Raw genomic sequence first — 13,108 nt, forward strand, 5'->3', positions numbered from 1 at the left:
ACGACTATATCCCAGATTTGGAAACTGGGATTGAATTCTATAAAGAAGGAGAAAGCCGTGATAAAATTAAAGAGGTTATTGATTTAGCTATGAATTATGGGAAACCCTGGGATGAAAAGCTAAAAATAATCAATAATTCGGGGAGGGAATTATGGGTAAGAACACTTGGTGAAGCCTATATTGAAGACGGGAAATGTCTTTATCTTTCAGGCACCATTCAAGACATTGATGAAGAAGTAAAAAAAGAAAATCAGCTAATTCAGAAAGAACAGATGTTGGGAGCCATTTCAAAAGCCACCGACGAATTACTTTCTAATAACAAACTTTATGATGCCATACCAAACAGCCTTGAGATTATAGGCAAATCAGTGGGTGTTGATCGAATTTATTACTTTGAAAACAGTATCGGGGAAGAAGGTGAAAAATACACCTCCCAACGCTTTGAATGGAGCAATGATAGTGTAGAAGCACAAATCAACAATCCGGATTTACAAAACATTCCTCTTGAGGCTTTTGGTGATTTTGTTTTCCCTATGGAAAACAATGAGGTATTTATGGCCATTATTTCAAACTTACCTGATGAGTCTGAAACAAAACAATTCTTAGACAATCAAAATATTAAATCAATTTTAACCATCCCGATTTTTACAGAAAATGGATTTTGGGGATTCATAGGTTATGATGATTGCACCAATGAGCGAGAATGGTCGAAAGCCGAATTGTCATTATTAAGAAGTTTTGCCAATAGTATTTCAAACGCTATTGACAGAAATATTCTGGAAAAAAACCTAATCGAGTCCAAAGAAATAGCTGAAAAAGCAAGTTTGGCAAAATCAGAATTTCTGGCAAATATGAGTCATGAAATTAGAACCCCTCTTAATGGAATAATTGGTTTTACAGACTTATTGGTAAAAACAGAGTTGGATGAAACCCAAAGTCAATACATAAACATTGTCAATCAATCGGCTGTCTCTTTACTAAATATCATCAATGATATATTAGACTTTTCAAAAATTGAAGCAGGAAAACTTGAATTAGAAATCATAAAATCAGATATTTTTGAGCTGTCCGGCCAGGCTACAGATGTTGTGTCTTATCAAGCCCAGAAAAAAGGAGTGGAAATGCTCCTAAACATTGAAAAATCACTTCCCAGGTTTATTCAAGTTGACGATATCCGATTAAAACAAATATTAATAAACCTTTTGGGAAACGCAGTAAAATTTACGGATAAAGGGGAAATTGAGCTTAAAATCCACACTTTAAATAAAATTGATGACAATAAAAGAGTCATTAGGTTTGAAGTACGTGATACCGGAATAGGAATTTCTGAAGAGTATCAAAAAAGAATATTCGATGCTTTTATGCAAGAGGATGGTTCTACCACGAAGAAATACGGAGGAACAGGCTTAGGGCTTACAATTTCTAATAAACTCCTATTTATGATGGGATCTGAGTTGCAACTTAAAAGCAAGCTAAATGAAGGCAGCACTTTTTACTTTGATTTAGAGCTCAATACCGAAGAGGGAGAATTGGTGCAACTTGCAGACTATCCACTCAACAATGTATTGGTGGTGGATGACAATTCAAACAATAGGTATATATTAAAAGAAATCTTTTCTTTGAACGATATCAAGGTTGATGAGGCAGAAAATGGTTTTGAGGCTTTACAACTGATAGAAAACAATGAATATGACGTGGTTTTAATGGACTTGAACATGCCTTATATGGATGGGATAGAAACCACTAAAAAAATCAGAGAAAATTTTACTAACAAAAAATCTCAAGTGCCGATATTACTTCTGCATAGTTCTGCAGAAGATGATTACATTCTTAAACAGTGCAAAGAACTATCCATCAACCGTCGAATTTCCAAGCCAATAAAAAACAAGGAGCTATTTGAGGCTTTAAGCAAACTACAACCGCCTAAGCAGACCGCTTCTAAAGAAAAACTAGAGCAAGCTGACACTCAGCCTAGGGAAACAGTAGGAGCACGAGTACTAATAGCTGAAGACAATTCTATTAATATGTTTTTGGCTAAGACCATTGTTTTAAAGGTCTCTCCTAAGGTAGAGATATTTGAAGCAACGAATGGGCTTGATGCCTATGAAATGGCCACAGAGTTTCTACCGGATATAATATTAATGGATATTCAAATGCCTATCATGAGCGGACATGAGGCTACCAAAAAACTAAAAGCCAATCCAAAAACCAAAGATATTCCTATTATAGCCATCACTGCAGGAAACATTAAAGGAGAAAAAGAAAAATGCATGGATTCGGGAATGTCCGACTTTGTACCGAAACCAATCGTAGAAAAGAATATAATTTACATTTTTGACAGGTGGCTAAAAACAAAAGATGAAGAAAACACTTCCGTTGCGGAAGAGGAAAACGAAAAGTCCTCAGCAAAAAATGGGGCAATCAATGAACAAAAGGACCATTTTGATGTAGACAAAGTCAAAGAATTTTTGGGTGATGAACCAGAAATTATTAAAGAGGTGCTAAAATTGACCATCCATGAGTTGGGACAATCAAAATCTGTTTTAGCCAGTCATTATTCCAATAAAGATTTGGGAGGATTAAGCTCAGAGGGACATAAACTAAAAGGCTCAGCATTAACAGCCGGCTTAGGAGAGGTCTATAAAACAGCGCTTGCTTTAGAGGAAATGGAGACCTTGGATTTGGCACTTGCCAAAAAGTTAATTGATAGTTTCGATACAGAGTATGATTTAGTGGTAGATTTAATAAATGATTATATAGCCCATGGCAACTGATTTGAATGCCCAAAAGGGCATTCTACGTTAGAAATAAGTATGGCATGATTTTTCTTACCCTTGTTCAACCCAAACCAAGTATTTAATAAGGCTTGATATTAAAATGGCCTTTGGCTTATGTCCCCCTATGGTTTTCCTCAATTAACCAGTCAGTTTTAAAAGTGGCCTATTAGGTATTGGAAAGGGCATTTTCTTTACAAGAAATTCACGCTACTTTTCAATTGCTCTCTATATTTTGCTCCGATTGGAATTATTTTACCATCAACTACTGACGTATCACTATCAAAATCTGTGAGATAATGAAGATTAATCACATAAGAACGGTGAACCTGAACAAATTCAGGATTTGCGGAAAGTTTGTCCAAGAAATTTGAAATAGTAGATTTAATCGTATAGGTCTTGTTTTTACATTTCAAACTGATATAATCGCCTTTACCTTCACAGTAACTGATGTCTGAAAAGAGGATTTTCTTATAAAGCCTATCGTCTTTCACGAAAATAAAATCCTTGGAATAAGAATTTGGGTCAATCTTTAACTCTTTTTCTTTTCGTTTTTCAATTCCTTTCAAAAATTGAGGATAACTAAATGGCTTGGGCAAATAAAAACAAGCGTCTGTTTCGAACGCTGCAATTGCATTCTCATTATTGGCTGAAATAATGATTAATGCTCCGGTATATTGACTATGTTTAAGTATTTCAAAACCATTCATTTCCGGCATTTCTATATCCAGAAACAGCAGGTCAATCTTTTCTCGATTTTCTACAAGGTAATTCAGACCATCTATTGCATCAGAAAAATCCGCCAATAGTTTTAGCGATTTTGTCTTTTCAATATAATGTGAAAGCACTTTTATACTGGCAGTATCATCATCTAAGATTACACAGTTATCCATCATTTATAGCGTAATGTCATATTAAAATATATAAAAAAAAATAGAGGTGATTAGGCTGTAACCCCCTCATTTCCTCCAGGAATCTGAAGTTTCCGAATCAGTTTCGCTGGCACTCCCCCCACCAAAGTATAGGGCGCAACATCTTTTGTCACAACAGATCCTGCTGCCACGGTGGCCCCTTCGCCAATACTCACTCCTTTTAAAACCATAGATCTGGTTGCAAGCCATGCATTGTCACCAATAATGATCTCACCTGATTTACCTGCCTCATCCCTATTGTCTACTCCATGAAAATCACCATCCATTATGATTACCTGATTGGCAATTTGGCAATTTTTGCCTATTACAATTCGATTACTGGCAGACACAATACAGGCCGTATTTATAAAAGTCCCCTCCCCAATAATTAACTCTGCTCCTCTATCTGCATACAACTGGGTTACCCCCATATGAGACCATATTTTACAATTGTCTCCCAATGAAATATCACCATATCCCTCTACTCTTAAAGCTCCTCTCACAGTTATCATTTTACCGGTATACTTACAATTTCTCAAGCGATATTTACCATTCAAGACACGACTTATTCCATTGAAAATATCCATTAACACGATCCTCAAGACCCGAAATTTTTCCGAAAAACTCCTTGTTTCTCTTCCATAAATTTCTTGACTTAATTGAGCTATTTTCTCCGAAATCTTGCGCTGAACCATTCCATTTCTAAATATTTAATGAATATAGAAGTGAAATTTTTAATTTCAAAAAAAAGGATAAACTAAAATTTTTATTACATTTATTTTAAAAATAAGATAAAAACCATCAATTATTTTACGTAAAACATTAAATGCCTTTGATATATAAATAAATGAAATTCATATTTAAAAAAGTACAGCACCCATTTTTATTCCATACCATTGCAGTAATATTTTTTTTTATTTCAGGGGAGAATTTACATGCACAACAGGAAAATGAAATTGCTAAATATATCAATCTAACCGAACCTCTTGAAGATCAATTACCTGATTTAGATAGTTTAATTAAAATAGCAATAACCAACCACCCTACTGTAAAAGTTAACGAGGCATTAATCGGTTCAGCTGAGGCCAGAATAAAATTGGCAAAAAAATCTTGGTCCAACCTAATTCGTGTTTATTCTGATTACTCCTATGGTAATCAAGCCATTTTATACACCTCCGGAACAGACCTTTCCAATGTAGCCAATGGCTATAGGGTTGGGGCCAACCTGAGCATACCTCTTTCTGAGGTCTTTCTAAAAAAGGACAGGGTAAAGCTTCAGAAACAAGAATTGGAGGCTACTTATTATAAGACAAAAGAAATGGAATTATCGATATCCAACCAGGTAATTGAAGAATACAATAGTGCACTACTTGGGCAAAAGCTAATGCTAATAAGATTAGAAATGCAGGAGAAAGCAAGAACCAATTTACAGCAAATGGAAATGGAATTTAATTTGGGCAATCTAGAAGCTACTTCATTTTTAAGAAACCAGGAAATTTATACCATTGCAAGATCAGAATATGAAAATGCAAGGAAAAACTTTTTTGTAGCCATTCAAAAATTAGAAATTCTATTAGGAGAATCGCTCGCCAACTTTATCAATTAAAATGACAATAAAACAAATCATACGGCTTCTTTGGAAAAACAAATTTTGGATATTTTTAACACCAATATTTGTAGCGGTTGGAGTATTTTTTCTTACCCAAAACCTTCCACGAGAATACGAAAGTTCTACCTTAATTTTTACAAATCCAACTTCCGACAGGGGCGCAACTGATGGTGGTGTGGTAAGGATGGATTTTTACACCTCTAATAATCTTTTTGATAATTTAACCTTAATAGTTAAATCCAGAACCACCATACAAGAAGCATCTTTAAAATTATTGGCCAAGCATATGGCACTCCCTGAACAAGTCGATGAAGTACTATGCGCGGAGGCTTACCTTGATTTAAAAACACATATCCCATCCTCTTTATGGAAGGAACTTGCTGTAGTCAACGATGAAGAAAAAACACTACAAAATATCATTGAAAACTTACAGAACGATGAAAACTCTCCGATTGAATATTTACTTAGAGAACATGAGCATTATTCCATCAATAAAATAATTGGTCGGCTATCCGTGTCCAGAAAATTTTCAAGCGATATGATGGAGGTAAAGTACAGCAGCAATGATGCAGGAATTTGCTACCACACCCTAAATTTTATAGCTGAATCCTTTATGAACGGCTACTCAAAAATGAAGGAGCTTGAAAACATCAATACAATCGCCTATTTCCAAAACCAACTATCTATTGCACAAGCCAAATTGAGAGATGCCGAAGAAAACTTAAAGGGGTTTATGGCGGATAATCGAATATTAAATTATTATGAACAAGGAAAATACCTAGACATCGCAAAATTAGAGCATGATCAAGATGAAGAACGATCCAGACGGCTCCTTTCCGGTACCGGATATAATCTAGAACAGATCGAGGAGATGTTTGAAAATTTTGACCAGCGTCAAGTCATCATAGAAAATATATCATTATTGCAAGATGAAATCGTCACCAGAAATTTAAAAATTCAGGGACTATCGGTATTGGAAAATCAAGAACCGCAGATAAAAAATCTGGAAAATGAAATAGAGGGTTTAGAAAAAGAAATAAAAGAACTTTCAGATGAACTGTTTAAAAACAGCAATTCTATTCAAGGCGTACAAAGGGAAACCATTCTAGACCAGTGGCTGGCTTTGAAAATTTCATTCGAAGAACAAAAGCAAGCCTTGGAGGTAATGAAAACCAGAAAAACATACCTGCTTGAAAAAATTGACGAATTTGCTCCTTTAGGAGCTGAATTAAAAAAACTGGAAAGGGAGGTTAGTGTCAATGAGGACCAATACCTTTCCATCTTACATGGCCTAAATATGGCATATCTCCAAAAATATGACCTGGAAATGGCCTCTACGCAAAAACTAATAGATGAACCTTACTACCCAAAAACAGCATTGGCCTCTAAAAGAATGTTAATGGTAATTGGAGGAATGTTGGGTACAGGGGGGCTGGTTCTTACGGTAGTCCTTCTTTCTTTTTTCTTGGACTCTTCGATTAAGTCAGGAAAGAATGCCACAAAATTGACCTCCCTACCTGTAGCGGGAGGATGGTTAAATGAAGAAGCTGTATCTAAAAGCGTTTATTTGGATGAATTGCACAACAATCAGATCAAATTATTTTATAATAACCTGAGCATGCATTTCCCTGAAGATGGTCAAAAAATCATTCTTTTTTACAGCCATCAAAAGGGTGAAGGCAAAACATTTTTAATCGATCACTTGGCCAAGGAGCTAAAAAGGCAAAATAGGTCCATTATTTTCTGTGGCAATGAAGAGGACACAAAAAAGGTGTCTTGTGAAAACCTTGTAATAGATGAGGATTCTATTTCCAACCCTAAAAAAGAACTGCATTTCTGGGAAGAAACCCTTACCAAACTCCCCCACGAATTTGTTTTATGGGAGCTACCAAACATTAAAGAGAAACCTTTCAACTATTCCTTGATAAATAAATCAAATGTGCTAGTATTAGTGACAGATGCCGGTAGATCCTGGACCTCATCAGATGCATTTATTAATAATGGGATTACAGAAATGGTGAAAACCTCTCACCTGGTATGGTTAAATAAAATGCAAGGAGATGAACTTGAAGATATTAATGGAGAAATTCCAAAGAAAAGATCTTCAATAAGGACAAAATTCAAGCAATTACTGTCTTAATAGGCACTTTAAAATAATATGCAAATCACCAAAGCAAATATCTCAAATAAAGTATTTGCCCTGCTCGTTGCAGGGTTATTGAGTTTATTTGTGGTCAAAACAGGGGTAATGGGCATTGGCTTAATGCTTGTACTTCCGTTTGTTTTGGCAGGTGGGATTTTTATGATGAGTCACCCAAACAAGTCGCTTGCGGCAGGTTTAATTTTTGCCTTTCTTTCCATTGGGGCCATCAGATATGTGCCCAATTTACCTTTGGGACTAACCGTAGATTTTGCCCTGGCAATGCTAATTGTCAGCGCTCTGTTTCACAATAAGGTGGAAACTGATTTTTCAAAATTACACAACAGCCTTATTTTGGTGACACTGATTTGGATGGGATATAATGTCGCAGAAATCTTTAATCCGGAAGCTAGAAGTGTGACAGCCTGGTTTTATGCAGTAAGAGGAACAGCCTTGTATATGTTCCTTACCGTTCCACTTACCTTATTGTATGCCAATAAACCCTCCGATTTAAATCGGCTATTTATCATTGTCTTTGCTTTAAGCATTTTAGCTTCCTTTTGGGGTTTGAGACAGTATTATATTGGACTCGATTATGCGGAAAACAGATGGCTAGATGCAGGATCTCGCTCTACTCATGTCCTTTTCGGCAATCTGAGAGTATTTAGTTTTTTCTCAGACGCCGGACAATTTGGGGCAGGAATAGCCCATTCAGGTGTTATGGCCATGGTGTTGGCACTTGGCCCTTTTTCTTTAAAGAAGCGAATTATATTTGCTGTGATGGCTCTCTTATTCTTTTATTTAATGATCATGAGTGGCACCAGAGGAGCATTAATGGTTCCTGTAGCAGGATCTATGGCTTATTTATTTGCTTCTAAAAATTTTAAACTAATGGCTGCAGGCTTGATTGCACTCGGGCTTGCTTTTTCGTTTTTAAAGTTCACCACCATTGCCAATAACAATTATCAGGTCCGGAGAATGAGGTCTGCATTGGATCCTGATGACCCATCACTAAATGTCAGGTACTTAAATCAGCGGAAATTTGCTGAATACTTAAAAACCAGACCTTTTGGAGGGGGGATAGGCACTTCGGGCTCTTGGGGTCAAAGATTTAGCCCAGGCACCTTTTTGGCAGAAACTCCCAATGACAGTTGGTTTGTGAAAATATGGGCAGAAATGGGTGTGGTAGGTTTGTACCTTCACATAGGTATATTGGCTTTTATTGCGGGAATGGGCCTACTCAAAATCTGGAAAGTTAAGGACCCTAGGTTACGGCAAAAACTATTTGCTTTATTCGGAGGTTATGTCGGTATTGCTGCAGCCTCTTATGGCAATCCTCTTTTGGGGCAGATGCCTACAGGTATCATTCTCTATATGTCATGGGCTTATTTTTTCCTAGCTGAGGACATGGACAAAAGTTTAAACAAACCACCTGAAAATGAATAAACCACTAATTTCCGTCATCACTATCAACTACAATGGCTTGGTTCATACCATGGGCTTCTTAAAATCATTTCAAAAGGTTAGCTATCCAAATGTAGAAATTATAGTGGTAGATAATGCGTCCAAAGAATCACCGGATAGTATTCTTGAAAAATATCCTGACACTGTCCCAATAAAAAGCCCGGTAAATGAAGGGTTTGCCGGGGGGAATAATAGAGGAATGGAAGTTGCAAAAGGGGAGTTTTTCTTTTTAATTAATAATGATACCGAAGTTGCGCCTGATCTACTCGAAAGCCTTTTGGAAAGGACCGAAAAATCAGAAAATGTTGGTTTAGTTTGTCCAAAAATCCTCTACCATGAAGAACCGGACATTATACAGTATGCAGGGTTTTCAGCAATAAATCCCATAACAGGCAGAGGTAGAGGCAAAGGCTATTTAGAAAAAGACGAAGGCCAATATCAAGTAGCTGAAATCACACAATTGGCACACGGAGCAGGCATGTTTATTCCTAAAAAGGTGGTAAAGGAAATAGGTCTTATGGCAGAACTATACTTCCTATATTATGAAGAAATGGATTACTGTGAACGTATCAAGCAAGCAGGGTACGATATATGGTACGAACCAAAAAGCTATATACTTCACAAAGAATCAATGAGTGTAGGCAAAAACTCCTTGCTTAAAACCTATTACATGAGTAGAAACCGGTGGTTATACTTAAGAAGAAATGTAGATTACCCTTTATTTTTCTTTACAGCAGGGTATTATATGCTTATTGCGCTTCCAAAAAATCTATTGGTTCATGCCATTAAGTTTGAATGGGGTCATTTTAAAAAGTATTTCAAAGGCTTTGTAGATGGGCTTTTTCTGAAAGACATCAAAGAGAACCCCACTTTATAAAACTAAATAAACAGACAATGAGGATAGGTATAGAAGCACAACGCATTTTTAGAGAAAAGAAGCATGGCATGGACATGGTGGCCCTTGCCCTAATCAAAAACCTGCAACAGCTAGACACTGAAAATGAATATTTTATTTTTGTAAATGATACAGAAGATCCTTCAGCAATAAAAGAAACTAAAAACTTTAAAATTGTCCCCCTCACTCCCGCTCCCTACCCAATCTGGGAACAAAAACACTTAGCTAAAGCGGTTAAAACTTATCAATTAGATATGCTTCACTGCACCAGTAATACGGCACCTGTTTCATGTCCTGTTCCACTTTTAATTACTCTTCACGACATTATCTACTTAGAAAAAATCAATCTTAAAGAAGGCACTTGGTATCAAAGACTTGGGAATATCTACAGAAGATGGAATGTGCCAAAAGTGGTAAAAAAAGCAGCCATGATATTTACAGTTTCCCATTATGAACAAAAAAGGATTGTTCAGCATTTCAAAATGGAAGATAAAGCTGTTCAAGTGGTTTATAATGGAGTAGCCAATCATTTTAAAGTAGCGGATCCTGAAAAACAGGAAGTGATTCGAAAAAAATACAATTTACCGAAGTCATTCATTCTTTTCTTAGGAAATACAGACCCAAAGAAAAACCTCAAAGGGGTGTTAAAAAGTTTAGCCATTCTTGAAGAGAACAAGGTCGATTACCCTGACATTGTAATGCCCGACTTTGGAAAAGAGGTGTTGGTGAATATGTTAAATGAGATCAAAGCCCCTCTATTGCTTTCAAAAATTCACCTTACAGGTTATATTCCTAATGAAGACCTGCCTGCCATATACAGCCAAGCTAAGGTGTTTTTATACCCTTCACTAAGAGAAAGTTTTGGCTTGCCCATCTTGGAAGGTATGGCATGTGGTTGCCCTGTCCTCACCGCAAACACCTCCTCCATGCCAGAAGTCGCAGGTGACGCCGCCATTATAGTTGATCCTTTTGACCCTTCAGCTATTAGTGCGGGCATAAATAAAATATTGACAGACAGTGCGCTAAGAGAAGAACTTATCAGCAAAGGCTTTAAAAGGCCTCCATTATTTAATTATAAAAAAGGAGCCTTGGACACACTCTCTGCCTACCAAGAAATTCATGCAAAACAATGACAGATAAGAAATATTGGCTGACCGGTGGTTTTTTTACCATGATGCACCGAGGGGTAGATTTTTTACTCGGTTTTATCGGTTTTATGCTACTTGTGAGGGTTTTTAGTCCGGAGGAATTTGGAATCTGGGTATTGCTTATCACCATTGTTTCCATAATTGATATGGCAAGAAATGGCTTTATCCAAAATGGAATGATCAAATTTCTGGTAGGAAAGGAAAAAGCGATTCAAGCAAAAATTCAAACCGCATCACTTTGGTTAAATACAGCCTTGACGCTAATTATGGTGCTCTTATTGTGGATATTGGCGGTACCTTTGGAAAATCTATTGAACGCCAATGGTTTGGCTGACCTCATTAAAATTCATTCTTTGGTTCTCCCAGTACTGATTTTTCATACCCACAATATGGTATTGATGCAAGCCAAATACGATTTTAAAGCTTATTTTTTGGCAGGAATCAGTAAAAGTCTACCCTTCTTTTTGGTGATTTTATCCGGTTACCTTCTGGATATTAAGCTAAGCCTGATTGAACTGGCATGGTACCAAAATCTGGCATTTTTATTGGCAACCCTTATGTCTGTATATCAAGTCAAAAACTATTTCAATATTCGTTTAAAGGCACAAAATTATTGGTTGAATAGAATTTTTCATTTTGGTAAATATGTATTCGGAACCAATTTAGTGTCTATGCTAACCAATAGTTTAGACAAATTTTTATTGGGAGCTCTTTTGTCTCCAGTTCAGGTGGCAATGGCCAATACGGCAGGTAGGGTTATGAATATGGTGGAAATACCTGTAAATTCCATTGCTTCTATTAGTTATCCTAAAGCCGCTGAAGCGCATGATAAAAAGCAAAGCAAATTGGTAGGTGAAATTTATGAAAAAACTTTGGGAATGATGCTAAGCCTAACCACTCCTTTTTGGTTATTTTGTTTGCTTTTCGCACATTATATTGTCTTGCTAATAGCGGGAGAAGCTTACTTGGAAGCAGTTCCTTTTTTAAGGGTCATGGCATTTATGGCACTGATCAAACCTTTTGATAGACAGTCCGGAGTTTTTTTAGATGCCATTGGTAAACCATTTTTTAATATGATTATGGTATTTGGCACTTTTCTCTATGGTGCCCTGTTCAGTTATCTTTTCATCCAATGGCTTGGGTTAATGGGAGCTGCCTATGGCTTAGTTCTTGCTCTTTTCACCACATCAATCATCAAATACCTTATCTTAAATAAATACATTGACATACGCATCGGCCAATGTTGGATAAAAGCTTTCGAAAATTATCCTATAATGCTCAAAACTCTTCTAGATAAAGTAAAAAAGTAAATGGAAACGCTTTTACTTCCAATCATTCTTAAGGTGTTTAAATTCATGTTTGCGTTGCTTCCATAAATCATTAATTTCTGCAATTTCATTATGGCTTGTGGCCATAAAATCTTTACTAGCTTTTCGAATATTAAGCATTCCCGAAATTTGTCCCAATACAAATAAGGGTATTTTCGGAATAGCTTGTAATACTTTCTGAGGTGTTTTATTTAAGAGCAGTAAAAGTAAAAACCCAAGTGCAAATAATATCAAACTTCCCGTCAGTAGGAAAAAATAAATCCAGTTGATCAATAAGGCAACAACAGCTAAGAGGCCACTAAGACCAACCAATACTACCATTGGAGGCATGGCAGTCATAACCGCAAAATAAATACGGTTCCAATCCATTTTGATCAGCCCTTTACCTATTAATTTTAGATTTTCCGGAAGTTGCCCAAAATAACTGTTGAGCCATCTTCCTCTTTGCCTTCCAATTTGTTCTGCCCCTGTTATTTTTTCATCAAAAATTATGGCGGCTCCTGCGTAGGCTATAATATGTCCTTGATCTACCAGTTCAGATTGCAAGGACTTATCCTCAGCCACAACCACACCTTGTTTTTCCAAGGTTAATAACTCTTTGTCAATATTTTCACGATACAAATTCTTCTCGATTGACATACCGGAACCTGCTATTGTTGAGGAAGAGCCCAATTGAAAAGGAAGATTTCTGACTGCAAAGTCATAATAATACTCTCCAAGTGCATCTAATGCAGCATAGGTACCTTCTATATTTTTAGCAATTCTTTTTCCTTGCACAGCCTTGAACCCATTGGCATGAAACTTACTGATTACTCGTAAAAAATGGGAAGGCACAAGAT

At 36.5% G+C, this 13,108-nt stretch carries 10 protein-coding genes; 7 read left to right on the forward strand and 3 right to left on the reverse strand.

From position 1 onward, the window contains the following. A partial coding sequence (locus AAC037_RS07645; RefSeq protein WP_339902423.1) for a response regulator occupies window positions 1-2,774 on the forward strand: 2,774 nt, incomplete at its 5' end. A 194-nt stretch (window positions 2,775-2,968) separates the two neighbouring features. Here AAC037_RS07645 and AAC037_RS07650 read toward each other — a convergent pair. Both AAC037_RS07650 and AAC037_RS07655 read right to left on the reverse strand, forming a co-directional pair. Continuing rightward, complete coding sequence (locus AAC037_RS07650; protein ID WP_339902424.1) at window positions 2,969-3,670, reverse strand: LytTR family DNA-binding domain-containing protein; 702 nt, start codon at window positions 3,668-3,670, stop codon at window positions 2,969-2,971. A gap of 47 nt (window positions 3,671-3,717) precedes the next feature. Then, entirely contained in the window at window positions 3,718-4,380 is a 663-nt protein-coding gene (locus tag AAC037_RS07655; RefSeq protein ID WP_339902425.1) for an acyltransferase, read from the reverse strand. A 152-nt stretch (window positions 4,381-4,532) separates the two neighbouring features. On the opposite strand from AAC037_RS07655, the gene AAC037_RS07660 reads away from it, so the two are divergent. From AAC037_RS07660 to AAC037_RS07685, 6 genes are read left to right on the forward strand one after another with little or no spacing between them, the layout of a single operon-like run. Beyond that, entirely contained in the window at window positions 4,533-5,291 is a 759-nt protein-coding gene (locus tag AAC037_RS07660; RefSeq protein ID WP_339902426.1) for a TolC family protein, read from the forward strand. A 1-nt stretch (window position 5,292) separates the two neighbouring features. Beyond that, a complete protein-coding gene (locus AAC037_RS07665) occupies window positions 5,293-7,434 on the forward strand; it encodes a Wzz/FepE/Etk N-terminal domain-containing protein (protein WP_339902427.1) in 2,142 nt (713 codons plus the stop codon). Between the two features lie 18 nt (window positions 7,435-7,452). Next, the gene (locus tag AAC037_RS07670; protein WP_339902428.1) at window positions 7,453-8,880 is read left to right on the forward strand and encodes an O-antigen ligase family protein; all 1,428 of its coding nucleotides are present in this window, start codon (window positions 7,453-7,455) and stop codon (window positions 8,878-8,880) included. Next, window positions 8,873-9,775 (forward strand): glycosyltransferase family 2 protein, encoded by a 903-nt coding sequence (locus tag AAC037_RS07675; protein WP_339902429.1) that lies wholly within the window; start codon window positions 8,873-8,875, stop codon window positions 9,773-9,775. Before AAC037_RS07670 ends, AAC037_RS07675 begins: the two co-directional genes overlap by 8 nt. A 17-nt stretch (window positions 9,776-9,792) precedes the next feature. Further along, entirely contained in the window at window positions 9,793-10,926 is a 1,134-nt protein-coding gene (locus AAC037_RS07680) for a glycosyltransferase family 1 protein (protein WP_339902430.1), read from the forward strand. Continuing rightward, window positions 10,923-12,251 carry an oligosaccharide flippase family protein gene (locus AAC037_RS07685; protein ID WP_339902431.1) on the forward strand — a complete coding sequence of 443 codons (1,329 nt, stop codon included), beginning with the start codon at window positions 10,923-10,925 and terminating at the stop codon, window positions 12,249-12,251. The genes AAC037_RS07680 and AAC037_RS07685 overlap by 4 nt, the downstream gene beginning before the upstream one ends. Before the next feature lie 12 nt (window positions 12,252-12,263). Here AAC037_RS07685 and AAC037_RS07690 read toward each other — a convergent pair. Continuing rightward, on the reverse strand, window positions 12,264-13,108 hold an 845-nt coding region (locus AAC037_RS07690; RefSeq protein ID WP_339902432.1), incomplete at its 5' end, for a glycosyltransferase family 2 protein.

This window comes from uncultured Cyclobacterium sp. (genome assembly GCF_963976465.1).
Lineage (GTDB): Bacteria > Bacteroidota > Bacteroidia > Cytophagales > Cyclobacteriaceae > Cyclobacterium.

Excerpts from the sequence above, each read along its gene's own strand:
- AAC037_RS07650 (WP_339902424.1), bottom strand. The coding sequence starts at position 3,670 with ATGATGGATAACTGTGTAATCTTAGATGATGATACTGCCAGTATAAAA.
- AAC037_RS07655 (WP_339902425.1), bottom strand. The coding sequence starts at position 4,380 with ATGGTTCAGCGCAAGATTTCGGAGAAAATAGCTCAATTAAGTCAAGAA.
- AAC037_RS07660 (WP_339902426.1), top strand. The coding sequence starts at position 4,533 with ATGAAATTCATATTTAAAAAAGTACAGCACCCATTTTTATTCCATACC.
- AAC037_RS07665 (WP_339902427.1), top strand. The coding sequence starts at position 5,293 with ATGACAATAAAACAAATCATACGGCTTCTTTGGAAAAACAAATTTTGG.
- AAC037_RS07670 (WP_339902428.1), top strand. The coding sequence starts at position 7,453 with ATGCAAATCACCAAAGCAAATATCTCAAATAAAGTATTTGCCCTGCTC.
- AAC037_RS07675 (WP_339902429.1), top strand. The coding sequence starts at position 8,873 with ATGAATAAACCACTAATTTCCGTCATCACTATCAACTACAATGGCTTG.
- AAC037_RS07680 (WP_339902430.1), top strand. The coding sequence starts at position 9,793 with ATGAGGATAGGTATAGAAGCACAACGCATTTTTAGAGAAAAGAAGCAT.
- AAC037_RS07685 (WP_339902431.1), top strand. The coding sequence starts at position 10,923 with ATGACAGATAAGAAATATTGGCTGACCGGTGGTTTTTTTACCATGATG.